The 22,901-nt window shown below is 68.6% G+C and carries 20 protein-coding genes; 10 read left to right on the forward strand and 10 right to left on the reverse strand.

Annotated features, from left to right (window positions below):
* Positions 1-145: 145 nt before the first annotated feature.
* The gene (locus ACUSIJ_RS10075) at positions 146-529 is read left to right on the forward strand and encodes a methylglyoxal synthase (RefSeq protein ID WP_449308249.1); all 384 of its coding nucleotides are present in this window, start codon (positions 146-148) and stop codon (positions 527-529) included.
* 3 nt (positions 530-532) lie between these two features.
* Here ACUSIJ_RS10075 and ACUSIJ_RS10080 read toward each other — a convergent pair whose 3' ends face one another.
* The 3 genes from ACUSIJ_RS10080 to ACUSIJ_RS10090 all read right to left on the reverse strand — a co-directional run bounded on the left by ACUSIJ_RS10080 (position 533) and on the right by ACUSIJ_RS10090 (position 2,833).
* Complete coding sequence (locus ACUSIJ_RS10080; RefSeq protein WP_449308250.1) at positions 533-1,114, reverse strand: hypothetical protein; 582 nt, start codon at positions 1,112-1,114, stop codon at positions 533-535.
* Positions 1,115-1,129: 15 nt separating this feature from the next.
* Positions 1,130-1,792 (reverse strand): DUF1134 domain-containing protein, encoded by a 663-nt coding sequence (locus tag ACUSIJ_RS10085; protein ID WP_449308286.1) that lies wholly within the window; start codon positions 1,790-1,792, stop codon positions 1,130-1,132.
* A gap of 120 nt (positions 1,793-1,912) precedes the next feature.
* The gene (locus ACUSIJ_RS10090) at positions 1,913-2,833 is read right to left on the reverse strand and encodes a 3'(2'),5'-bisphosphate nucleotidase CysQ family protein (RefSeq protein WP_449308251.1); all 921 of its coding nucleotides are present in this window, start codon (positions 2,831-2,833) and stop codon (positions 1,913-1,915) included.
* Between the two features lie 353 nt (positions 2,834-3,186).
* Here ACUSIJ_RS10090 and chpT point away from each other — a divergent pair, with 353 nt between their 5' ends.
* A complete protein-coding gene (gene chpT / locus ACUSIJ_RS10095) occupies positions 3,187-3,849 on the forward strand; it encodes a histidine phosphotransferase ChpT (protein ID WP_449308252.1) in 663 nt (220 codons plus the stop codon).
* On the opposite strand, the gene ACUSIJ_RS10100 is transcribed toward chpT, so the two are convergent.
* Both ACUSIJ_RS10100 and ACUSIJ_RS10105 read right to left on the reverse strand, forming a co-directional pair.
* Entirely contained in the window at positions 3,815-5,071 is a 1,257-nt protein-coding gene (locus ACUSIJ_RS10100) for a TIGR03862 family flavoprotein (RefSeq protein WP_449308253.1), read from the reverse strand. The genes chpT and ACUSIJ_RS10100 overlap by 35 nt on opposite strands.
* Before the next feature lie 32 nt (positions 5,072-5,103).
* Positions 5,104-5,931, reverse strand: a complete 828-nt coding sequence (locus ACUSIJ_RS10105; protein ID WP_449308254.1) for a ferredoxin--NADP reductase — start codon at positions 5,929-5,931, stop codon at positions 5,104-5,106.
* A 253-nt stretch (positions 5,932-6,184) separates the two neighbouring features.
* On the opposite strand from ACUSIJ_RS10105, the gene recO reads away from it, so the two are divergent.
* Complete coding sequence (recO, locus tag ACUSIJ_RS10110; RefSeq protein ID WP_449308255.1) at positions 6,185-6,937, forward strand: DNA repair protein RecO; 753 nt, start codon at positions 6,185-6,187, stop codon at positions 6,935-6,937.
* A gap of 75 nt (positions 6,938-7,012) precedes the next feature.
* On the opposite strand, the gene ACUSIJ_RS10115 is transcribed toward recO, so the two are convergent.
* Positions 7,013-7,693, reverse strand: a complete 681-nt coding sequence (locus ACUSIJ_RS10115; protein ID WP_449308287.1) for a MarC family NAAT transporter — start codon at positions 7,691-7,693, stop codon at positions 7,013-7,015.
* 219 nt (positions 7,694-7,912) lie between these two features.
* Here ACUSIJ_RS10115 and parC point away from each other — a divergent pair, with 219 nt between their 5' ends.
* From parC to ACUSIJ_RS10130, 3 genes are all read left to right on the forward strand, one after another.
* Positions 7,913-10,171, forward strand: coding sequence for a DNA topoisomerase IV subunit A (gene parC / locus ACUSIJ_RS10120; RefSeq protein ID WP_449308256.1), 2,259 nt, complete (start codon positions 7,913-7,915; stop codon positions 10,169-10,171).
* Between the two features lie 201 nt (positions 10,172-10,372).
* Positions 10,373-11,224, forward strand: coding sequence for a metallophosphoesterase (locus tag ACUSIJ_RS10125; protein WP_449308257.1), 852 nt, complete (start codon positions 10,373-10,375; stop codon positions 11,222-11,224).
* Positions 11,225-11,363: 139 nt separating this feature from the next.
* Positions 11,364-11,963 (forward strand): SCO family protein, encoded by a 600-nt coding sequence (locus tag ACUSIJ_RS10130; RefSeq protein ID WP_449308258.1) that lies wholly within the window; start codon positions 11,364-11,366, stop codon positions 11,961-11,963.
* 8 nt (positions 11,964-11,971) lie between these two features.
* Here ACUSIJ_RS10130 and ACUSIJ_RS10135 read toward each other — a convergent pair whose 3' ends face one another.
* Positions 11,972-13,810 (reverse strand): glycosyltransferase, encoded by a 1,839-nt coding sequence (locus tag ACUSIJ_RS10135; RefSeq protein ID WP_449308259.1) that lies wholly within the window; start codon positions 13,808-13,810, stop codon positions 11,972-11,974.
* Between the two features lie 219 nt (positions 13,811-14,029).
* On the opposite strand from ACUSIJ_RS10135, the gene ACUSIJ_RS10140 reads away from it, so the two are divergent.
* On the forward strand, positions 14,030-14,887 hold the full coding sequence (locus tag ACUSIJ_RS10140) for a transporter substrate-binding domain-containing protein (RefSeq protein ID WP_449308260.1): 858 nt from the start codon (positions 14,030-14,032) through the stop codon (positions 14,885-14,887).
* A gap of 28 nt (positions 14,888-14,915) precedes the next feature.
* On the opposite strand, the gene ACUSIJ_RS10145 is transcribed toward ACUSIJ_RS10140, so the two are convergent.
* Positions 14,916-15,185: a DUF6460 domain-containing protein gene (locus ACUSIJ_RS10145; protein WP_449308261.1), complete on the reverse strand. Its 270-nt coding sequence runs from the start codon at positions 15,183-15,185 to the stop codon at positions 14,916-14,918.
* A 259-nt stretch (positions 15,186-15,444) separates the two neighbouring features.
* Here ACUSIJ_RS10145 and ACUSIJ_RS10150 point away from each other — a divergent pair, with 259 nt between their 5' ends.
* On the forward strand, positions 15,445-16,431 hold the full coding sequence (locus tag ACUSIJ_RS10150; protein WP_449308262.1) for an alpha/beta hydrolase: 987 nt from the start codon (positions 15,445-15,447) through the stop codon (positions 16,429-16,431).
* A 4-nt stretch (positions 16,432-16,435) separates the two neighbouring features.
* Here the strand turns inward: ACUSIJ_RS10150 and ACUSIJ_RS10155 are convergent, their stop codons facing one another.
* Entirely contained in the window at positions 16,436-17,104 is a 669-nt protein-coding gene (locus ACUSIJ_RS10155) for a response regulator (RefSeq protein ID WP_449308263.1), read from the reverse strand.
* Between the two features lie 351 nt (positions 17,105-17,455).
* On the reverse strand, positions 17,456-19,324 hold the full coding sequence (locus ACUSIJ_RS10160; protein ID WP_449308264.1) for a hypothetical protein: 1,869 nt from the start codon (positions 19,322-19,324) through the stop codon (positions 17,456-17,458).
* 505 nt (positions 19,325-19,829) lie between these two features.
* Here ACUSIJ_RS10160 and guaB point away from each other — a divergent pair.
* Complete coding sequence (gene guaB, locus ACUSIJ_RS10165) at positions 19,830-21,323, forward strand: IMP dehydrogenase (RefSeq protein WP_449308265.1); 1,494 nt, start codon at positions 19,830-19,832, stop codon at positions 21,321-21,323.
* A gap of 18 nt (positions 21,324-21,341) precedes the next feature.
* Positions 21,342-22,655 carry an RsmB/NOP family class I SAM-dependent RNA methyltransferase gene (locus tag ACUSIJ_RS10170; protein ID WP_449308266.1) on the forward strand — a complete coding sequence of 438 codons (1,314 nt, stop codon included), beginning with the start codon at positions 21,342-21,344 and terminating at the stop codon, positions 22,653-22,655.
* Positions 22,656-22,901 lie beyond the last annotated feature (246 nt).

Below are 22,901 nucleotides of genomic sequence, written 5' to 3' on the forward strand. Positions count from 1 at the left end.
CGGCAACGGCATGCCGCGATCCGCGGGTCCGGTTTTTTCGATAGGGCGATCCGGGTGGAAGGCTCTATAACCGTTCATGATGAATCGCGGAGCCGGCCGGCCTGGAAGGCGCAGCCGGCACAGCAAGCCCGAGGAGGGGTGGTCGATGACATCGGTCAGGCTGGCGCTCGTCGCCCACGATGCAAAGAAGGACGATCTGGCCGCTTTCGTCGAAGCGCACCGTTCGACGTTCGTGCGGTGCAACCTGTTCGCCACCGGCACCACCGGCCTGCGCGTCATGGAGCGCTGCCCGGAGCTGGCGATCACCCGCCTGAAGAGCGGTCCTTACGGTGGCGATCAGCAGATCGGCGCGATGATCGCGGAGGATGCCATCGATGTGCTGATATTCTTCGTCGATCCGCTCTCGCCGCTGCCGCACGACGTGGACGTCAAGGCGCTGATGCGTCTGGCGCTCGTCTACGACGTGCCCATGGCGCTGAACCGCGCGACGGCGGAAATGGTGCTCACGATCGTGGCGGGGGAGTTCTGACCTTCAGGCCGCCGGCGGCCTCTCGCGGGCGTCGGCGAGGGTGACGATGTCGGCCGCGACGGCCTCGATCCGCTCGCGCAGCAGCGCGTTCTCGCGCGCGATCTCCTCCGGCTCGATCGCGCGGACGGGTACCTTCCGGCGCAAGGCCTCGAGGCTGGTGCTGACGCTCGCCAACTGCGTTTCGAGGCCGGCGATGGCGATGCGCTTCTCGTCGCGGTCCTGCTCCAGGGCATCGCGCTCGGCCTTGAAGGCGGCGTTCTCGCTCCTGAGCTGCTCGACTTCGGCCGATATGTCCTGCGTTTCCCGGCGTCTTGCGGCGTCGGCCACGCCGATCGCGGCGCGCGCCTCGGCATGGGCCTCGCGTTCCCTGTCGAGCTGCCGTTCGAGCTTGCGCACCGCCACTGCGCCCTCGGCGCGGACATAGTCCATCTGGGCGGTCAACTCCTCGATGGAGATCGGAAACTGCGCCGCCAGCCTGCGCCGCGCCAGCCGGCTGGCGCGGGCGTTGACGCCGGGCAGGATCATCAGCGCCAGCACGCTCGCGGTCAGAAAACCGGCGGCGAAGATGAGAACGGTCTCAAGCACATTGGCCTCGCCGGGTCAGAACGGGTTCCAGGTCGATTCAGGCGTGAACTTGAGATAGCCGATGTTGATGCCGAGCTTGAGGCCGACGCCGGTGCGTATCGGCACCAGCACGATATCGCGCCCCGGCTCGCCCTGTCCGGCGAGCGCCGACACCGCGAAACCCGCAACGAGATAGGCGGAGCCGTCGACACCGGCGAAGCGCTGGAACATCTGCTCGACCGCCGCCAGGTTGTAGACGAGGATCATCGTGCGGTTGCCCGCCCCGCCGAAATCGAAGCCGAGCGACGGCCCCTGCCAGAAAAGCGTGCGCTCGCCCTGCGAGCGCGTATAGAGCTTGCCCTCACCGTAGCGCAGGCCGCCGAAGAATGAGCCCGTCGCCTCCTGGCCGAGGATGTAGCCGTTGGGCTGGCCCCAGCGCTCGAACACATTCTGGACGGCGAGCGCCAGCCCCCGCGAGGTCGAGCCGAAGAAGCGGTGCCCCGACTCGATGATTTCCTCGGGATTGAAGGTGTCATCGTTGCCGGGCGCGGGCGTGAAGCCCGGAGGCGGGGGCTGTTGCTGCGCCAACGCCGCGCTGCCGGATGCGAGACCGGCAGCCATCCCGACCGCCGCGCCCACACCCGCGAGAAGATCGCGCCGACTGAGGCGCGAGGCCGTATTGATCCGTTCCGGTTCCATCTGCGTCGTTTCCATGTGCCGTTCCTTCCGAGACGCCGCATGACCATGATCGCGCCGGCGCGACCGGACTGTCCCGCTACCGTGTATGCCAACCGTGGCTGTTGCGAGGCATGCCCGGTGCTACCGGCCTAAAAAACGACGGCTTGCCGCAGAATCCCCCCATGCGATGAACGGACCGTTAATATGGTCGTCCTGCGTGCGCCCGTAGACGAGCGGCGCGCCCGCCTCGTCGGTGACGATGCCGCCCGCCGCGCGCAGCACGGCGTCGCCCGCCGCCGTGTCCCATTCCATGGTGGGGCTGAAGCGCGGATAGACATCCGCCAGCCCCTCGGCGATGATGCAGAACTTCACCGACGACGACGCCGAGCGGCGCTCGCGCACCGGCAGCCGCGCCAGGAACGCCGACGTGCGCCCCTCGCCGTGGCGGCGGCTGGCGAGGGCGATGAGGCCGGCGTCGGGCGCGGGGCGGGTGTGGATGGCGCGCCAGTCGGCCGGCTGCGGCGGCGGCGCGTCGGGCGCGATCTTCAGGGCGAAGGCGTGCGTGCCCCCGACCCACAGCGAACCGCTCGCCGGCGCGTAGACCGCGCCCGCCACCGGCGCCTGGCCGACGATGGCGGCGATGTTGACCGTGTATTCGAGCCCGCCGGTGGTGAAATCGCGGGTGCCGTCCAGCGGATCGACGAGGAAGAACGCGCCCGGCAGGGGCGCGGGGCTGATGGCCTCGCCCGCTTCCGTGCGCGTCGCCGATTCTTCCTCGGCAACGACCGGAACATCCGGGAAATGCGCCGCCAGCGCCCGCAGGATGTAGCGCTCGGCCTCGACATCGGCGTCGGTGTAGCTCGAGCCGTCCTGCTTGCGGTAGACGTCGAATCCGCGCGCCACCGCCGCCAGGATCAGTCCGCCGGCGTGGCGGCAGATTTCGCCGAGGTGCCGCGCCAGCGCGTCGCGCGCGCGCGCGCCCGTTTCCGGCGCGATCCAGTTGAGGGCGTCGCCGATCGACGGGCCGGGGGCGTAGGTGAGCGGGTCGGGAGGCGGCGGCATATCGGTTCCTTGTCCACTGCGGTTCAAAAGCGTAGCACGGTTTTGCGTGCGGAATGACGTCAATGCAAATAGCGTCAATGCAAATAGATTGGCCGGAGCCTTCCCGCAGCAGACAGGGCCTTTCCGCAGCCGGTTGCGGCCCGAAACGCTCCCCCGGGTCCGGACCGGCAGGCGGCCATTTCCCGGCCGGGGGTGCATTCGGCCCGGAAAACGCCCTATCTGTTAACCTGATTCGGGTAGCGTGGCCTGTGGCCGCTTTTCAAGCTTGGCAGTGGCGTGTAACAGAGTTTTTATCCGGTGTGTGGCGGGGACAGGATTCCCCGGCGCCCCACTCAATCTGTCGCGGAGCTTCCATGACTGCTGTCTCCCTCGATGCGCTCGATCTCGCCGCCTTGCTGTGCAGCCGGGTCTGCCACGATGTCATCAGCCCCGTCGGTGCCATCGTCAACGGTCTTGAGGTGCTGGAGGACGAGGACGACGCCTCCATGAAGGAGTTCGCCCTCGATCTCATCAAGAAGAGCGCCCGTCAGGCGTCCGCCCGGCTGCAATTCGCCCGCCTTGCCTTCGGCGCGGCCGGATCGGCCGGCGCGGAGATCGATCTGGGCGACGCCGAGCAGGTGGCCAAGGGCTTCATCCACGACGACAAGCTGTCGTTGCAGTGGAACGCCGAGCGCCGCCTGTTGCCCAAGAACAAGGTCAAGCTGCTGCTGAACCTCATTCTGGTCGCCACCAACGCCATCCCGCGTGGCGGGCGGATCACCGTCGACATCGACTTCGGCGCCGCGGTGGGCGATACCCGCTTCACCGTCGCCGCGCAGGGGCCGCAGGCGCGCATCCCCGTCAACGCGCAGGAACTCGTCGCCGGACGCTCGGCCACCGGCGAGGTGGACGCCCACGGCATCCAGGCGTTCTACACCGGGCTCGTTGCGCGGGCGGCGGGGCTTCAGGTGAGCTTTGCCATCGACGGCGACATCGTCACCATCAAGGCCGATCCGGTCGCGCAAGATAGCGCGTGATGCCTTCCGCCGCCGCAACGCCGGTGGCGAAGGTCGCCTGCAGCAGATAGCCGCCGGTGGGCGCCTCCCAGTCGAGCATCTCGCCGGCCGCGAACACGCCGGGGCGCTTCACCAGCATGTAATCGTCATCGATCTCGTCACGGACGATGCCGCCCGCCGAGGAGATGGCGCGCGCCAGCGGCTGCGTGCCGGTGAGGCGCACGGGCACGGCCTTGACGAGGGCGGCCAGCGTCTCCGGGGCTGAGGGCAGGGGGCCGGCCTCGCGCACCAGCAGCGCCGCTGCGGGCGACAGGCCCGCGATCTTGCGCAGCGTCGTCGAGACGGACTGGCCCGGCCGCGCCCGCTCCAGCCGCCAGGCGAGTTCCGCCGTGCTCATGTCCGTCTGCAGGTCGATGCGGATGGTGACTTCGCCATCGCGCGCGATGGCGTCGCGCAGCGCCGCCGACAGCGCGTAGATCGCGCCGCCCTCGATGCCCGTCTCGGTGATCAGCGCCTCGCCGTTGACGGTCAGCCCCTCGCCGTGGATGGCGATGCGCTTCAGCGGTTCGCCCGCCGCACGGGTGCGGAACACATCCGACCACGCCGCCGTGAAGCCGCAGTTGGACGGCCGCAGGTCGGCGACCGCGATGCCCTCGCCGCGCAGCGCCTCGACCCAGCCGCCGTCCGACCCGAGACGCGGCCACGAGCCGCCACCGAGCGCCAGCAGCGCGGCGTCGGCGGCGAGGACACGCTCGCCCTCGGGCGTCGCGAAGCGCAGGCCCGATCCCCGGTCCTCCGGCGCGAAGCCGAGCCAGCGATGGCGGAAGGCAAAGGCGACGCCGAGGTCCTCCAGCCGCCTGAGCCAGGCGCGCAGCAGCGGCGTCGCCTTGTAGGAGCGCGGGAACACGCGCCGGCTCGACCCCACGAAGGTCGGTTCGCCGAGCCCCTCGCTCCACGCCCGCAGCCGCTTGGGCGAAAAGGCGCGGATGGCGGGCGCCAGCCACGCCTGCGCCTCCGCATAGCGGCGCAGGAAAGCCGGCAATGGTTCGGTATGGGTGAGGTTGAGACCGCCGCGTCCCGCCATCAGGAACTTTCGCGCCGGCGAGGGCATGCGCTCGAAGACGGTGACGGAGAATCCCCGTCCGGCCAGAACCTCGGCCGCGATCAGGCCGGCGGGGCCGCCGCCGACGACATGGACGCGCCGGCCGTCGCCGGCCCCGCGTCCGCTCACGCTATCAGACAAGATGAAACCTCGCGTCCCCCGCAACGGGCGTATCAGCCCACGAAGGCGCGTTCAATCACGAATTCGGCCGGCTTGTTGTTGGCGCCTTCCGTCAGGCCCGCCTGTTCGAGCAGCGCCTTCGTGTCCTTCAGCATGGCCGCCGAGCCGCAGATCATGCCCCGGTCGACGGCGGGATCGAGCGGCGGCACGCCGAGGTCGGCGAAGAGCTTGCCGGTTTCGACGAGGTGGGTGATGCGGCCCTGGAACGGAAACTCCTCCCGCGTCACGGTGGCGTAATGGCGCAGCTTGTCGCCGACGATCTCGCCGAGGACCTCGTCGTCCCGGATCTCCTCGACGAGGTCGAAGCCGTATTGCAGCTCCGCGACCTCGCGGCAGGTGTGGGTGAGGATGACTTCCTCGAACTTCTCATAGGTTTCCGGATCGCGAATGAGGCTGGCGAAGGGCGCGATGCCCGTGCCCGTGGAGAACATGTAGAGGCGCTTGCCGGGCGTCAGCGCGTCGAGCACCAGCGTGCCGGTCGGCTTCTTGCGCATCAGGATCGTGTCGCCGGGCTGGATTTTTTGCAGATGCGAGGTCAGCGGCCCGTCGGGCACCTTGATCGAGAAGAACTCCAGCTCCTCCGCCCAGGCGGGGCTCGCGATCGAATAGGCGCGGTAGATCGGCTTGCCGTCCACGACGAGCCCGATCATGACGAACTCGCCCGAGCGGAAGCGGAAACCGGCCGGGCGCGTCGTCGTGAAGCGGAACAGCCTGTCGGTGTAGTGCGTCACGCTCAGTACGGTTTCGCCGTAGACGCCGGCGGGCAGGGTCGACACCGGCTCCGCGGTCACCGTCGCCTCGGATTGGGAGGAAGCATTCATGAAAGTCCGATCCTGTTCGTCCTGATTGCCGCCGGGCCGCGCGCGCTCGCCGCAACCGCCCGCCGGCAGGTTTAGCCGGTGCCCTGGACGGCCGCAATCGTCAAAACCCCGGCATCATGCCGCACCATCTCATCCGCATATCACATGATTCCGCCCCTGCCGACAAAATAATGCGCAAGAAATATCGGAATTGTAAAAATTTACATAATAAAAAAGAGAAATAGGACGCCCGCGGCCGTGCTATGGAGCTGCCATGCAGTGGCAGGACGAAGGCATTGTGCTGGGTGCGCGCCGGTACGGGGAGACGGCTGTCATCCTCGACCTGCTGACGCGCGCGCGCGGCCGCCATGCCGGGCTCGTGCGCGGCGGGCGCAGCCTGCGCATGCAGCCGGTGCTCCAGCCGGGCAATTCGGTCGCGGCCGTGTGGCGCGGGCGGATCGAGGGGCAGCTCGGCCATTTCCGGGTCGAGCCCGTGGCATCGCGCGCCGGGCGCTATCTGGCCTCGCCCGTCGCGCTCAACGGCCTGGGGCTCCTGACCGAGCTGCTGCGGCTCCTGCCGGAGCACGATCCGCACCCGCCCCTCTACGACGCCGCCCTCGTGGTGCTCGACCATCTGGACGACAGCCATATCGCGCCGGTGCTGCTGGTGCGGTTCGAACTGGCGCTGCTGGCGGAGCTCGGCTTCGGTCTCGACCTGTCGCAATGCGCGCTCACCGGCGCGACGCAGGACCTCGTCTATGTCTCGCCGCGCTCGGGCAGGACGGTGTCGCGCAGCGCCGGCGAGCCCTACCGCGAGCGCCTGCTGGGGCTGCCCGCCTTCCTGCGCGACAGCGGCAGCGGGCAGGGCTTCATGGCGGGCGCCGGCCATCCGGACGCCGCCGCCCTGCGCGCCGCCTTCGCGCTGACCGGCCATTTCCTGGCGCGCGACCTGTTCCATCCGCGCGAGAAGACGCTGCCGGATTCCCGGACCCGCCTGCTCGCCTCATTGACGGACGATATTCTGTAGCACACCGCGAACCGCGGCGGCAGGACAACCCGCGATGTGCAATCGGGAGGTCCCTGAATGAGCTTCAATGCATCCTTACAACTTCGCGAACTCGACGTAGAAATCCCGTATTCCCGAAGCAAGGAACTGGACGGAGACACAGGTGAGCAGAAACCCCATGATCTTCGTGACCGCCTGTATGCCATGTTCACCGATGACCCTGGCAATAAATCTGGAGGACGAGAGCACGATATAGGCAATACCTATCGTGATGGCGATACCGGCAATCACCACCGCATGACCGATAATCGGTCTGTCTCCGGGAATATGCGACCCGAACCCCATGACGACGGCGATGGAGCCGGGCCCTGAAAGGCTTGGCATGGCCAAGGGAGAAAACGAATAGTCAAGGTTCGCCCGTTTGATGTCTTCGGGATCCGCGTCGACATTCGAGGCTGTATCTTCACCGGAGAAAATCATTCGCAATGCCAGAATCATGATGATGATGCCGCCGGCTATGCGAATTCCTGGCATGGAAATCCCAAAGATTGCAATGATTTCGTTCCCCAGTAATAGAAACGAGGTCAAGATCAGAAACGCATACAGACAGGCTTTTCTGGCCTGACGGAGTTTCCTGTCCTCCGACATGCCCCTCGTGAGGGACATATAAAGAGGAATTGTCGCTGGCGGATTCATTATGGGTAGCAGGCTAACGATAACTATCGAGACATATTTTACTGCTTCAATCAATATTGACATGCTACCACATCCATTCATCGAGTGCGGGTATTGCTCGCTGATATATTTATCACGATTGCAGGAGATCCGGATACGGCAGGCGGTTGTTGGTCGCGGTGGCACGATTCATTGATGAATGCCGGCCGCCCGGTCTTCGGTGGATGCGGCGCCGGCGCTGTGCGGGCTTCCTTGCAATCCCGCCGATTGTTCGTTATCCGTTCCAGTCTGTGCGTGAGCGGCGATTCGACAGGATAGCGGATGGGCAAGAAAGCGGACCTGCCGCCGGCGGGCGGTCCTGACGGCGGCATTGAGGAGGTGAGCCTGCGCGAGGCGCTGGAGGAGCGCTACCTTGCCTATGCGCTGTCCACCATCATGCATCGCGCCCTTCCCGATGCGCGCGACGGCCTGAAGCCCGTGCACCGGCGCATCCTCTACGGCATGCGGCTGCTGCGTCTCGATCCGGGCGCGGCGTTCAAGAAATCCGCCCGCGTCGTCGGCGACGTGATGGGCCAGTTCCATCCCCACGGCGACCAGTCGATCTACGACGCACTGGTGCGCCTCGCGCAGGATTTCGCGCTGCGCTATCCGCTGATCGAGGGCCAGGGCAACTTCGGCAACATCGACGGCGACAACGCCGCCGCCATGCGCTACACCGAGTCCCGGCTCACCACGGTGGCGCAGCTTCTGCTGCAGGGCATCGACGAGGACGCGGTCGATTTCCGCGACACCTACGACGAGAGCAATCGCGAGCCGGTGGTGCTGCCCGCCGCGTTCCCCAACCTGCTCGCCAACGGCTCGCAGGGCATCGCCGTCGGCATGGCCACATCCATCCCGCCGCACAATGCCGCCGAACTGTGCGACGCGGCGCTCTATCTCATCGCCCACCCCGACGCCGACACGGACAGCCTGCTGACCTTCGTGCAGGGGCCGGACCTGCCGACCGGCGGCATCATCGTCGACAGCCGCGAGGTGATCGCCGAGGCCTACCGCACCGGACGCGGCGGCTTTCGCGTGCGCGCCCGCTGGGCGCGCGAGGAAGCGGCGCGCGGCGTGTGGTCGGTGGTGGTCACGGAAGTGCCCTACGGCGTCACCAAGGGCCGGCTCATCGAGAAGATGGCCGACCTGCTGCTCGCCAAGAAGCTGCCGCTCGTCGGCGACGTGCGCGACGAATCGGCCGAGGACGTGCGCATCGTCATCGAGCCGCGCGCCCGCAACGTCGATCCTGTGCTGATGATGGAATCGCTGTTCCGGCTGACCGAGCTCGAATCGCGCCTGCCCCTCAACATGAACGTGCTCACCGCCGGCCAGGTGCCGCGGGTGCTCGGCCTGGCGGCGGTGCTGCGCGAATGGCTCGACCACCGGCGCGAGGTGTTGCAGCGGCGCTCGCGTTTCCGCCTCGGCGAGATCGTCCGCCGCCTCGAAATTCTCGACGGCTTGCTGATCATCTATCTCGACCTCGATCGGGTGATCCGCATCATCCGCGAGGAGGACGAGGCGAAGCCGGCGCTGATCGCCGCCTTCTCGCTCACCGACATACAGGCGGAAGCGATCCTCAACACGCGGCTGCGCTCGCTGCGCAAGCTGGAGGAAATGGAGCTGCGCCGCGAGCACGACAAGCTCACCGAGGAGCGCGCCGGGCTCGAGGCGTTGCTCGCCTCCGACGACAGGCAGTGGAAGGCGGTGGCGGCGGAAGTGCGTGAGGTGCGCAAGCTCTTTGGCCCCGACACCGTACTTGGACGCCGGCGCACCACCTTTGCCGAGGCGCCGGAGGCGGCCGCCGTCGATCTCGCCGAGGCCATGGTCGAGCGCGAGCCGATCACCGTGGTGCTGTCCGCCAAGGGCTGGATCCGCGCGCTGAAGGGGCACGGCGGCGATCTCACGTCGCTGCAGTTCAAGGGCGACGACAAGCTGTTCCTGTCGTTTCCCACCGAGACCACGGCGAAGATCCTCGTGCTGGCGGACAACGGGCGCGTCTTCACCGTCGAGGCGTCGAAGCTGCCGGGCGGGCGCGGCTTCGGCGATCCCCTGCGGCTGATGATCGATCTCGACGAGGGGGCCGGCATCGTCTCGGCCTTCCCCTACCTGCCCGGCGAAAAGCTGCTTTTTGCGGCGAGTGACGGGCGCGGGTTCGTGGCCAGCGCGGACGACATCGTCGCCAACACCCGCAAGGGCAAGCAGGTGGTCAACCTCGACGCGGCCGGCAAGGCGCGGCTCGCCGTGCCGGTCAGGGGCGATCATGTCGCGGTGATCGGCGAGAACCGCAAGCTGCTCGTGTTCCCGCTCGTCCAGTTGCCGGAGATGGCGCGCGGGCGCGGCGTGCGCCTGCAACGCTATGGCGACGGCGGCATTTCGGACGCGCGCGTGTTCGCGCTCACAGAGGGCCTCACGTGGACGGACACCTCCGGCCGCACCTGGACCGTGCCGGAGGCCGAGATCCGCGCCTGGCTCGGCAACCGCGCCGACGCCGGCCGCCTGCCGCCCAAGGGTTTCCCGCGCAACAACCGCTTCGCGTCCTGAGGTCGCCCGCGCGGGCGCGCGAGCCTTTATGAACGCAGGGCTTGCCAGCCCCAACGACAACAGACTTCTCCCCTCATCGTTTGGGCCTATGATGCGGATGGGACGGCTGCCGGTGCTTCCGTTCTTGATGGTTCGAGCGAATTCCTGCCAATCGGATGATCCCGTCCGATCGGGAAGCGCTCCAGAGGTCGATGGCGTAAGGTGCTGCTTTTCAGGGAAAAACTCGGGTTCTCCGTCGCGCCCCACAGCGAGGTGTTCGCTGTCGGCGACATCCACGGCTTGGCCGACCTGCTCGACGCGGCGCTGGAGCGGATCGCGCGCGTGCCACGCATCGCGGGCAAGCGCCGCGTCGTCGTGTTCCTTGGCGATCTGATCGACCGCGGGCCGCAGTCCCTGCGGGCGCTCGACCTCGCCCGCGAGGCAGGGCCGCGCATCGGGGCGGACGAGATCGTCGGCCTGTGGGGCAATCACGAGCAGATCCTGCATCTCGCCATGCTGCCGGACGACGATCCGCGCGGCGTCAGCGCCCGTGCGCTGTGGATGGAGCACGGCGGGCCGGGCGTTCTGGCCGAACTCGGCGTCCGGGCGCCGTCGCAGGTGCGCGGGGCGCTGGGCGCGGAGCGTCTCGGCTGGCTCGCGGGCCTGCGCCCGCACTATCGCTCCGGCGACGTCCTGCTCGTGCATGGCGGGATCAATCCGCGCATCCCGCTGGCCGCGTTTCTGCTGGCGCCGGTGGAGGTCGATATCGGCCGTCTCGACTTCGATCTGCACTGGGCCTGGATCCGCTACACGTTCGCGCGGTTCTGGCCGCGGCAGGAGCGGCGGCGCGGGCACCACGGCACTTTCGTCGTGCACGGCCATCTGCAGGGCCATCTCGATGTCGTGACGGCGGCGGCCGACCAGGTGGAACGCGACCGCATCAATCTCGACGGCGGCTCCTACAGCACGGGCCGGGCGCGTCTCGCCCGCCTCGTCGGCGACAGCCTGTGGCTCGACGAGGTGGCGTCGGTCGCGGGGCCCTTCAGCACCGCTCCCGCCGACTGGCTGGCGTAACCGCCGCGATATGCCGCACCCCCGCGGCCGAAGCGCAGCCTTTGCGCGACACTTTGCGCGCGCCTTGGGCGCTTGCGCGCGGCGTAGCGTGTCGATATTGGGCTGTCGGGGGACGGAACAAGGAAGAGGAGAACAGGCCATGGCGGCAGCAGGCGGACGCAGGATCCTGCCCCTTGCGGTGTTTCTGGCCGGATTGCTCGTGCTGGGCGGCGCGATCCTGCTGCAGCTGAGCGGCGTCTCGAATGCTCCTGCGCCATCGGCCATCGGCGGGCCGTTCACGCTCACCGACCACAACGGCAAGACCTTTACGGAGAAGGATCTGGCGGGCTCGCCGACGCTGCTGTTCTTCGGCTTCACCCATTGCCCGGACGTGTGCCCGACGACGCTGTTCGAGGTGTCCGAGGTGCTGCGTGCCGCAGGCAGCGACGCGGACAAGGTGCGGGTGCTGTTCGTCTCGGTCGATCCGGAGCGCGACACGCCGGACATGCTGAAGGACTATCTCGCCAGCTTCGACGACCGCATCCTCGGCCTCCACGGCACCCAGGAGCAGACGGACGCCATCGCCCGGGCCTACAAGGTCTACGCGCGGAAAATCCCGACCGGCGACGCGCCGGACGACTACACGATGGACCACACCGCCATCGTCTATCTGCTCGACAAGCAGGGCCGATTCGTCAACGCCTTCAATCTCCAGCGTCCGCCGGAGGAAGCGGCGCGCGAACTCAGCGGCTATCTGTGAACGGCAGGTTATCTGAAGGGGACATGCCAGCGCCGGCGCGAAAGCCCGTGGCGGGTCTTGCGCCAGTGTGACGGGTTGACGATCAGGTCGCACAGGCCGAACCACGCGGCGATCGTGAGCAGCAGGAAATAGAGCGGCGACAGCGGCAGCAGCCAGAGCAGCCACAGCCGCCGGCGGCGCGCCAGCCCGACCACGACCGGCAGCAGGAACGCCAGCGCGCCGCACAGCAGCACCGTCAGCGAAAAGCCCAGCCCGATCGCATGGAGCCACGTCGTCGCCGTGCCGTAGGTCGTGGCCAGCATCCACACGGAAATCGAGACGAACAGCGGCATGCACAGCGCCCCGAGCACGGTGCCGAGCGTCAGCGTCGCAGCGGCGGCGAACCCGATCGTCCCCAGATCCCGCCAGGTTTCGAGCGGGTGCCGGGAATGGGTGATGCATACCTGCATCCAGCCCTTCATCCACCGCGCCCGCTGGTCCAGCCACGCCCGCCAGCGGAAGGGTGCCTCCTCGCGGGTGATCGACGGCAGGTCCATCACGCTGTAGCCCATCCGCGCGAGGCGTATGCCGAGATCGGCATCCTCGGTGACGTTCCATGCGTCCCAGCCGCCGATCTCGCGCAGCACCTGCGTGCGCAGATGGTTGGACGTGCCGCCGAGCAGCAACGGCAGGCCGGCGGCGGCAAGCCCCGGATTGATGGTGTCGAACAGCGCCGCGTACTCGATGGTGAACATGGAGGCGATGAAGCCGTCGGCGGGATTGTCGATGACGATGCGCGCCTGCAGGCACGCGACGTCGGGAAAGGCGACGAACAGCCCGGCCGCCTTCCGTAGCTGCTGCGGGTCGGGTATGTCCTCCGCGTCGTAGATCACCACGTGGCTGCCCCGCGCGGTGGCAAGCGCCGCGTTGAGCGCCCTCGGCTTGGTGCGCGGCATGCCCTCCGGCACCGTCAGGATGCGGATATGGCCGGGCGGCCTCCACGCCTCGATGGCGTCGCGGGTGAGCCGGTCGTCTGCCTCCAGCACGAGCTTGATGTCGAGCTTGGCCGGCGGATAGTCGAGTGTGACCAGGGCGTGCAGGAGCTGCGGCACCACGCGCGCCTCCTGGAAAAGCGGCACGATCACGGTGTAGACCGGCAACTCGGCGTCGCTGACGGCCCGGACGGGAAAGGCCGGCTCGGGCTTTCGCTGCTCCACCAGGCAGACGAGCCGCAGGAGTGACATGGTGAGGAAAACGGCGCCCGCCGCGAGCATGAAGAACTGCAGCAGCGCCAGCGGCGCGAGCACCGCCCCGCCGGCGCAGACGGCCAGCACGGCGCCGAGCGCCTTGATCTGCCGCCCTGTCGGGCCGTCGCGATAGGAGAAGCCGGGCTTGTGCGCCGCAAGGCCCATGGTGGCGTCTTCCGCGATCTCGCGCCGGAAACGGCGCCGCGCCAGTGCCGCGAGCCGGCCGGGGGATACCAGCGCGACACCGGCGCGGGCGAAGAGATGCCGGTGCCGCAGCAGCATCTCGATGGCGGGACCGTCCGGCGCGATCGCGATCCTGAGGCCGTGGCCGTTGGGCGCGAGAGGCAGCGTCCGGGCGGTGAGGGCGGCGGGATAGCACGCTGCCTCCGCGACGCGTGCGTCGTCGGGCAGGTAGGGAATGTCCAGTTCCTGCGCCAGCGCGCGATAGAACGCGTCTTCCGGGATCAGTTGCAGCGCCAGGATCGCGTCGACGACGGGCACCTGCCAGTGCCTCGCCCATTGCAGGGCGAGGGCGAGCGCGGCGGGCTCCACGCCATGGCGGCACAGGAAGGCGAGTTCGGGCACGACGGTGCCGCCTTCATCCATATGACCCGGATGCATCAGGGCGCACCTGCCCGGCGATCTTGGGGAGAGCGACGGATGCCGTGCGGAGCCGCGGCGGTGTTAAGGGAATGCGGGGAGCATGCCGCGTATTGTGGGGCCGGCCAGGACATAAACGACTGTTCCCTGGGAATGGAACGAGATAGGATCAAAACTGAGATGGATCATCCGCTTACAGCAATGCGCCATATTTGTCATGTTTCGGTTCTGCTGTTGGCCATGGTTGGCACAGGGCACGCTGTCGACCAGGCCGCTGACGGTGCGCCGGGCGGTGCCGCCGCACAGCCGCCCGCGGCGGCGCGCGGCTCCGTTTCCGTTCCCGGTTTCTGGGGCACGGAACTGCGCACGCAGAAGCCCGACCTCATCGGCGCACGGGTGGTGCGCTTCCTCACCGACGACGAATTCCCGCCGCTGCACTTCGCCGGCGCCGACGGGCAGCCGACAGGCTTTTCCGTCGAGCTCGCCCGCGCGGCCTGCGCGTTCCTGGAGCTGAACTGCACGGTGCAGGCGCGCCGCTTCGACACCCTGCTCGAATCGCTGGCCGACCGGCGCGGCGACGTCGTGGCCGCGGCCATCCCGATACGCCCATCGCTGCATGCGCGCTTCAGCGTCACCGCTCCCTATCACCGCACGCCGGCGCGTTTCGTTGCGCGACGCGAGATCGCGGAGGCGATGCCACTGCCCACGGCCGCGGCGCTCGCGGGCCAGCGCATCGCGGTGGTGCGGGGAACGGCGCACGAGGCTTTCCTCGCCACCTTCTTTCCGCAGGCGGAACGGGAGCCCGTCACCGATCTGGCGGCGGGGGAGGACGGCCTGAAGGCGGGAAGCGTCGACTTCCTGTTCGCGGACGGCGTCTCGCTCGCCATGTGGCTGAACGGCGCGGCTGCGGCCGGCTGCTGCGGCTTCGTCGGCGGCCCCTATCTGGAAAGCCGCTTCTTCGGCGAGGGGGTCGGTTTCATCGTGCGCGACGACGACCGGGCGCTGCGCGACGCGCTGGACTACGCCCTGAGAAAGCTGTGGGAAAACGGCACCTATGCCGAGATCTACCTGCGGCATTTCCCCGTCGGCTTCTACTGAGCCGACAGCAGCGGCGACCGCTGCCCGGTCACGAGCCGCCGCGCAGCAGGCGCAGCAGCAGCCAGACCGGTACCACGACCACGGCCCCGTACACGACCCACGTGCCGAGATTGCGCAGGCTGGCGAAGCCCTCGTTGATCAGGTCGCGCACCAGCTTGGTGAGCCCCTCGTAGAGATCGAACGGCGTCACGCCCCACCACGACATGATCGCGCCGACGATGATCGACAGGAACAGCAGCCGGATCAGGACGCCGCCCGGCGAGCCGCCGAGAAACCGGTTGAGAGAGCCGTTGGACATTCCGCTTACCTCGCTTGCCTCGCTCGCTTGCTGCCTCGCTGACCGGACGTATCCGCCGGGATGACGATAGGGCGATGCATTACACCGAACGCGTTGCGTTGCAACGCTCGCGCCCTGCATTCGTTGCGACCGCAACGTCCGTCATCAATCTCCTGTCCGGGCTATGATACGCTTGCGGTCGAATCATCATATGCAGCCACGGTGCCCGCAAGAAGGCGCGTGCGACGCATCGGCGGGCCCATCGATGGGAGACAGTGCAGTGACCGCAGCTTACGATCCTTCCGTTCTTGATGCCTCGCTGTTCGATCAGGCGCTGATCGACGCCGACACCCTCGCCATCAATACCGCGATCGTCGAGCGCATCAATGCGGTTGCGGATCAGTGGAGCCTGCCGCCGGCAGAGGTGCGCGCCGCGCGCGCCGCCGGTCTCGGGGCCTTTCCCGCTCCCGTTCTCAGCCCGCGCGCCCGCACGCTCGACATCGACGGGCCGGGGGGCAAGGTGCCGCTGCGCGTCTTCGAGCCCGTGGACGGGGAGGGCGCGCCGGTCGCGCCGCGCGGCGCGTTCCTGCACCTCCACGGCGGCGGCTGGACCTTCGGCACCGCCGACGGGCAGGACCCGCGGCTGGAGCGCCTCGCCGACCGCCTCGGGCTCGTGGTGATCTCGGTCGAGTACAGGCTGGCGCCGGAAGACCCCTATCCCGCCGGCCCCGACGATTGCGAGGCGGCGGCGCTGTGGCTCGTGCGCGAGGGCGCGCGTTCGTTCAATGTGGACAAGCTGTTCATCGGCGGCGAATCGGCGGGCGCGCACCTGTCGCTCGTCACGCTGCTGCGCCTGCGCGACAAGCACGGCCTCGACCCCTTCCACGCCGCCCTGCTGCACGCGGGGTGCTACGATCTGCGCCTGACGCCGAGCGTCCGCCAGTGGGGCGAGGAAAAGCTGGTGCTCAACACCCGCGACATCGAGAAATTCGTCGAGAGCTTCGTCGGGGAAGCCGACCCGTCGCCGGCGGACATTTCGCCGCTCGCCGCGGACCTGCGCGGCCTGCCGCCGGCCCACCTCAGCGTGGGCACGCGTGATCCGCTCGTCGACGATACGCTGTTCCTGCACGCGCGCTGGATCGCGGCCGGCAACCAGGCGGACCTCGCGGTCTGGCCCGGCGGCGCGCATGTATTCATCGCCTTCGGCGGCGGGCTGGCCGAGAAGGCGCTCTCCCGTGCCGAGGCGTTCCTGGACGGGTTCCTGTAAGGCGTCAGGCCGCGCTCGCCGGTCCTGCGGCGGTCGCGATGCGGGCGGCGGCGATGACGGCCTGGGTGCGGCTTTCGACGCCGAGCTTCTGCAGGATCGCCGACACATGCGCCTTGACGGTGGCCTCGGACACCGTGAGCTCATAGGCGATCTGCTTGTTCAGGAGCCCCTGCGACAGCATCATCAGCACCCGCACCTGCTGCGGCGTGAGGCTTGCGACGCGGCGCACGAGCTCGTTCGTTTCCCGGTCGGTCGGCTGCTCGAGATCGATATCCGGCGGAATCCAGGTATTGCCGGCGAGAATCGCCTCCAGCGCCGCGCCCATGGTGGGCACGTCGAGCGACTTGGGGATGAAACCCGACGCGCCGAATTCGATGGAGCGGCGGATCACGGTGGTGTCGTCGTTGGCCGAGACGATCGCGACCGGCACGTCGGGATATTGCGCCCGCAGGTAGATCAGCCCGGAAAAGCCCTGAACGTCGGGCATGGTGAGATCGAGCAGGGCGAGATCCACGGTCCCCGTCTGGGTCAGAACATGGAGCAGCGATTCGAAATTGCCGCTCTCCGCGATCTCGGCTCCCGGAATGACCGCCTCCAAGGCCTGACGCAGCGCACCGCGGAACAGCGGGTGGTCGTCGGCGATTACGATCCGTGCCGAATGTCCAGCATTCAAGGGCGTGCCTCCCGGTTTCATTATGGTTCAGCTTCCGCCAGCCGTCTGTCCGCCGGCGGCACATCCGGGGCATGCGCCGAGATTGCGCGGAAATGTCCGCGAACGCCGCGCAGATCATGCCACTTCAGACGACGCATCTTCTTTGTGCAATGCCGACAGATCCGTGTCGAGAACTATATTAAACAATTAGCAGGCTTGTCGACGGCAGTGGGTTGATCGCAGTCAAATTGTGCGGCCGGAAATGCGCGATGCGTGAAAAAATTGCCGCCCTGGCTCCGTTCGGGCCGCTTTCACCCGGCCTCGCGACCCGGATCCGCGCCGGTTAGCCGGGGCCTGCGGGGTGCGCCGCGGCTACGACAGCCGGGCCGCTCCGTGCATCAGCGTCGCCGCCACCTGCGCCGCGCCGGTGGCGGCAATGAGCGCGCCGAGGCCGATGAGAAGCGAGCGCCGGCGGCTTGCCGCGTCGGGCGACGTTTCGGCGGCGGGCGAGGCGGCGGGCTTGTGGCGCGTCTCGTCCGCAGCCGCCATCGCGGCGCGGCGCGCGGCCGCGATGAAGCTCGCCGTGAAGCCGACGTTCTCCGTCAGCCCGCCGCTGTCGCGCGCCAGCAGGTTTTCGGGCTCGTCCGCGATGGGCGCCGGGGCGTCGTCGGAGGCGGGGGACGAGAACACCCGGCTGAGCGCCTGCGCCGCCCGTATCTCGGGCAGGGAGAACGAGCCTTGCGGCAAGGGATCGCCTGCGGGGCCACCCCCTGGCGGCGCGTCCGCCGGCTGCTGCAATCCGATGCCGCTGGCGCGGATGTCCTCCTCGATCAGGGCGAGGCGGTCGACGATGCGCTCCAGCGTGCTGTGCACGGCATCCAGCGTGTCCTCGGAGCGCGCTCTCGGCAGGGTGTCGTCCAGCGACAGCGCGCCGAGGGCCTCGCGCGCCGCGGCGCGGGCCACCCGCTCCAGCGTTGCCTCGTCGGCGCGCGGCAGGTCGCGCAACTGCAGCGACAGGACGCCGATGGCGGTCTCCAGATTCTGCAGGCGGGAGCGGTTTTCCGGGTCCGCATCGGGACCGTTTTCCGCATCGTGCCGGGAAAGGTCCTCCAGCCGCTGCGCGAGCTGGCTGATCTGTGCCGCCAGGGTGTCGAGGGCGGCCTCGCCCGTGGGTGCGTCCGCCCGCGCGCCGTCGCGGTGCAGGGCTTCGACGTTCTCGGACAGGTTGCGCACCATGGCCTCGATGCGGCTCAGGGCCGGCGCCGGGCGGTTGTCGTCCAGCCGCGAACTGATGCTGTCGAGCCGCTCCAGAACCGTATCGAGCGCGCCGAGCTGCGCATCGTCCCCGTTTGGCCGCAAGGCGCTGTCGAGTTTTCGCGACAGCGCCTCCAGCCGTTCGATGATCGCCTGCTGTCCGTCGCCGTCGTCTTCCGCCTCGAGCCGCGCGAGTTCGATCTGTCTGGCGCGGATATCGACGATGGCGCGGGCCAGACGGTCCTCCACGGCGAGCTGCTCGGCGTCCGGCATGGCCGGCTGTGGCGGCGGTGCTTCATCGTGGCCGGCGGGCGACAGGCTTTCAATGATCTCTCCGAGGCTCGCCGCCAGACGCTGCTCCATCGCCGGCAGCAGGTGGGACGCCAGCAGCTCCGCCTGCGCGGCGGTGGTCTGTCCGGCGGCGGCCTGGGCGGCGACGGCGGCCTCGCGCGGCAGATCCGCCAGACGATCGTCGATTCGCTTCACCCGCCGTGCGATCCGGGCCAGGGTGTGCGACAGTTCCTGCACCGCCTCGGCGTGTTCGAGCGCCGCGCGTCGCGCTTCCTCGGCGCGCGCCCTTTCGGCGTTGTCGATGTAGCGCGCGAGGCCGGTCAGCGCCTCCGCCAGACGCGCGGCGCGGATCTGCTCGCGCCTGACGGCGCGGGCTTCGGCCTCGCGCAGCCACCGCTCGATCGCATGAACGGACACCTCGTGCCCCGGCGGCGGGGAGGGGGCGACATCGGCATCGCGGCGCACGAGCCGCGCGAGATGCGCCGCGACTTCCGCCCAGCGCGCGTCGGCGGCGGCCGCGTGCGCGGGCGCCGGTTCGGCTTCGGCCTGCCGGGTGATGGCGGAACTGAGCCACTCGCCGATGGTCATGCCGGAACGACGCGCCGCCTCCTTCACCGCCTCGCGGGTGTGCGGCGCGATGCCCTTGACGCTCCAGGGCGCTTGCGGCGTCTGGGTGCCCGCTGTCTGGGCCGTCATGGCTGCGCCTTCCTGGCTTGCGTGGTCATGACCTGACGTCATCCGTTCCGTTCGCGCCGGTGGAAGACCTTGCGGATCAATCCGGTGCGGCAATTGTCGAATCGCGCCAGACATGCGTTCATTCTTGCGCCCTCACGCCTTCGACTTTTCCTGTTCAAGGTAAATGGATGATTAATGCCGGGCGGCAGCCCGAGGACTTTGCTCAGGAAAAGGGGCTTTGCCCAGAAAATCGTCCGTCGCGAGAAATCGTTTGCGGGAAATCGTTTGCCGGAGGCGCGCGGACATGACCGGGCTCCCGCATGCGCTGCTCGCGGGGCAGGCAGCGAAATCTGGACTCGACGGCGGTGGGCGAAACGTGGTAAACGCCAGCGCCAACTCAGCTACAGCGTGATCGGGGCGGACAGTCGATTCCCGCAGGTCCGGAGCAGGCTCGGCCGGCATTCCGCCGGTGACGGGCAGGTTTTCGCATTCACACTGTGGCGCCATTGCTCAGGAAGGGTTGGCGATGCCGGATTTCCGCGAAAAAACCATCCGCGAGGCTTTGACCTTCGATGACGTGCTGCTGCAGCCCGGTCATTCCGAGGTCATGCCGGGCGAGGTCGAACTCAAGACCCCACTCACGCGCTCCATCTCGCTCAACATGCCGGTGATCGCCTCGGCGATGGACACGGTGACGGAGGCGCGCATGGCCATCGCCATGGCGCAGAGCGGCGGGCTCGGCGTCATCCACCGCAACTTCACGCCCGAACAGCAGGCCGATCAGGTGCGCCTCGTCAAGAAATACGAGTCCGGCATGGTGGTGAACCCGGTCACGATCCATCCCGATGAGACGCTCGCGGATGCGCTGGCGCTGATGAAGACGCATTCCATCTCCGGCATTCCGGTGGTCGAGCGCGGGGCGGGCGGCAACAACGGCAAGCTCGTCGGCATCCTGACGAACCGCGACGTGCGCTTCGCCACGAGCCCCGAGCAGCGCGTCTCCGAACTCATGACCAAGGACCGGCTGATAACGGTGCGCGAGGGCGTGGGGCAGGAGGAGGCCAAGCGGTTGCTGCACCAGTTCCGCATCGAGAAGCTGATCGTCGTCGACAGCCACTACCGCTGCATTGGCCTCATCACCGTCAAGGACATCGAGAAGCAGGTCGCCTATCCGCACGCCGCCAAGGACGAGCAGGGCCGGCTGCGGGTCGCCGCCGCCACCACCACGGGCGAGGAAGGCTTCCTGCGCTGCGAGCTGCTGATCGACGCCGGCTGCGACGTGCTCGTCGTCGACACCGCCCACGGCCATTCCCAGCGCGTGCTCGATGCGGTCACCCGGGTGAAGAAGCTGTCGAACGCCGTGCAGGTGATCGCCGGCAACGTCGCCACCGCCGCCGGCACGCAGGCGCTGATCGATGTGGGGGCGGACGCGGTCAAGATCGGCATCGGCCCGGGCTCCATCTGCACCACCCGCATCGTCGCCGGCGTGGGCGTGCCCCAGCTCACGGCGATCATGGATGCGGCCGAGGTGGCGCAGGCGGCGGGCATTCCGATCATCGCCGACGGCGGCATCAAGGTCTCGGGCGATCTCGCCAAGGCGCTGGCCGCGGGCGCCTCGACCGCCATGGTGGGCTCGCTGCTCGCCGGCACGGACGAGACGCCCGGCGAGGTGTTCCTGTGGCAGGGGCGTTCCTACAAGTCCTATCGCGGCATGGGGTCGGTGGGCGCGATGTCGCGCGGTTCCGCCGACCGCTACTTCCAGCAGGACATCAAGGACACGCTCAAGCTCGTGCCCGAGGGCATCGAGGGGCAGGTGGCCTACAAGGGCTCGGTCGCAGCGGTGCTGCACCAGCTCGCCGGCGGGCTGAGAGCGGCCATGGGCTATGTCGGCGCCCGCACCATCGCCGAGCTGCAGGAAAAGGCGGAGTTCGTGCGCATCACCAACGCCGGCCTGCGCGAGAGCCACGTTCACGACGTGACGATCACCCGAGAGAACCCCAACTATCCCGGCCGCGGCTGATCGGGCGACGGACGCACGATGACGCCCTCCGCCCGTGTGGCCGCTGCCATCGAGATCCTCGCCGATCTCGATGTGCGCCGCCGTCCCGTCAACGATGCCCTGCGCGACTGGGGCCAGACGCACCGCTTCGCCGGGTCGAAGGACCGGGCGGCGGTGGCGAGCCTCGTCTACGACGCCCTGCGCCGGCGCGCGTCGAGCGTGTTTCTGCTCGGCGAGGAGGGCCCCCGCGCCGTGGTGCTCGGCATGCTGCGGCTGGGGCGGGGCCTTGACGCGGCCGAGATCGCGCGCCTCTTCTCTGGCGAGCGCTTCGCACCAGAGGCGCTGACCGGCGACGAGCGGGCGCGGCTCCAAGCGCCCGTGCCCGACATGCCGGTGGCGAGCGCGGGAGACTTTCCGGAATGGCTCACGGATTCGCTTGCCCGCGCGCTCGGCGACGATCTCGTGGCCGAGGCACAGGCGCTGGCCGATCGCGCGCCGGTCGATATTCGCGTCAACACGCTCAAGACGACCCGCGAGCAGCTTGCCTCCGCGCTTGCCCACCTCGCGCCGGAGCCGACGCCGCATGCGCCCGACAGCCTGCGTTTCCACGCCGGCGAAGACGGGCGCGGCCCGGCCTTGCAGGTCGAGCCGGAGTTCCTGCAGGGCCTCTACGAGATTCAGGACGAAGGTTCGCAACTGGCGGCGCGCCTCACGCTCGCGGCGCCCGGCGAGCAGGTCGTGGACCTGTGCGCGGGCGCGGGCGGCAAGACGCTGGCGCTCGCCGCGCAGATGGACAACCGCGGCCAGATCTTCGCCACCGACATCGACGCGCGCCGCCTTGCCGCCATTCACGACCGCCTGGCGCGCTCGGGCGCGCGCAACGTGCAGGTGCGGGTGCCGCGCGGGCGGTACGATCCCGTGCGCAACCCGCAGGTGGCCGATCCGCTGGCGGATCTCGCGGGCAGCGCCGATCTGGTGCTGGTCGATGCGCCGTGCACGGGCACGGGCACCTGGCGGCGCAACCCGGACGCCAAATGGCGCTTGCGGCCCGGCGCGCTCAACGAGCGCATCGCCGATCAGGCAACCGTGCTCGACCGCGCGGCCGCGCTGGTAAAGCGGGGCGGGCGCATCGCCTACGTCACCTGCTCGTTGCTGCCGGAGGAGAACGATGAGGCGGTGGCGGGCTTTCTGGAACGGCATGCGGAGTTTGCGCCGGTTCCGCCTTCCGAAGTCGCGCAGGCGGCCGGGCTGCCGCAACTGGCGGTCTTCGCCACGCCGGGCGGCGGACTGCTGCTGACGCCGCACCGGACGGATACGGACGGGTTTTACGTAGCGGTGTTGCGGCGGGGGTGAGTCGGGTGGCCCTGTTGCCCCGGATCATCGTCCAGCTTCATGACGGCATAGCCCATCGCGAGGATGATGAAGGGCTTGACGACATAGGCAATGGGCAATGAGCCAGAAATTCGACATTCTGAGCTCTCCGGCGTGTAAGGGCCATGAAATATCGTCCACGCCTATCAGTGCAGGTGTTTGTTGTCCGCTCCCTTGCGTGAGGTAAGCCAGACGGCCCAGGACGCCAGAAGCAGACCATCAACGGGC

It is taken from the genome of Pseudochelatococcus sp. B33 (genome assembly GCF_053570585.1).

Excerpts from the sequence above, each read along its gene's own strand:
- ACUSIJ_RS10075 (WP_449308249.1), top strand. The coding sequence starts at position 146 with ATGACATCGGTCAGGCTGGCGCTCGTCGCCCACGATGCAAAGAAGGAC.
- ACUSIJ_RS10135 (WP_449308259.1), bottom strand. The coding sequence starts at position 13,810 with ATGCATCCGGGTCATATGGATGAAGGCGGCACCGTCGTGCCCGAACTC.
- parC (WP_449308256.1), top strand. The coding sequence starts at position 7,913 with ATGGGCAAGAAAGCGGACCTGCCGCCGGCGGGCGGTCCTGACGGCGGC.
- guaB (WP_449308265.1), top strand. The coding sequence starts at position 19,830 with ATGCCGGATTTCCGCGAAAAAACCATCCGCGAGGCTTTGACCTTCGAT.
- ACUSIJ_RS10090 (WP_449308251.1), bottom strand. The coding sequence starts at position 2,833 with ATGCCGCCGCCTCCCGACCCGCTCACCTACGCCCCCGGCCCGTCGATC.
- chpT (WP_449308252.1), top strand. The coding sequence starts at position 3,187 with ATGACTGCTGTCTCCCTCGATGCGCTCGATCTCGCCGCCTTGCTGTGC.
- ACUSIJ_RS10140 (WP_449308260.1), top strand. The coding sequence starts at position 14,030 with ATGGTTGGCACAGGGCACGCTGTCGACCAGGCCGCTGACGGTGCGCCG.
- ACUSIJ_RS10085 (WP_449308286.1), bottom strand. The coding sequence starts at position 1,792 with ATGGAACCGGAACGGATCAATACGGCCTCGCGCCTCAGTCGGCGCGAT.
- ACUSIJ_RS10160 (WP_449308264.1), bottom strand. The coding sequence starts at position 19,324 with ATGACGGCCCAGACAGCGGGCACCCAGACGCCGCAAGCGCCCTGGAGC.
- ACUSIJ_RS10105 (WP_449308254.1), bottom strand. The coding sequence starts at position 5,931 with ATGAATGCTTCCTCCCAATCCGAGGCGACGGTGACCGCGGAGCCGGTG.
- ACUSIJ_RS10115 (WP_449308287.1), bottom strand. The coding sequence starts at position 7,693 with ATGAATGGATGTGGTAGCATGTCAATATTGATTGAAGCAGTAAAATAT.
- ACUSIJ_RS10170 (WP_449308266.1), top strand. The coding sequence starts at position 21,342 with ATGACGCCCTCCGCCCGTGTGGCCGCTGCCATCGAGATCCTCGCCGAT.
- recO (WP_449308255.1), top strand. The coding sequence starts at position 6,185 with ATGCAGTGGCAGGACGAAGGCATTGTGCTGGGTGCGCGCCGGTACGGG.
- ACUSIJ_RS10145 (WP_449308261.1), bottom strand. The coding sequence starts at position 15,185 with ATGTCCAACGGCTCTCTCAACCGGTTTCTCGGCGGCTCGCCGGGCGGC.
- ACUSIJ_RS10130 (WP_449308258.1), top strand. The coding sequence starts at position 11,364 with ATGGCGGCAGCAGGCGGACGCAGGATCCTGCCCCTTGCGGTGTTTCTG.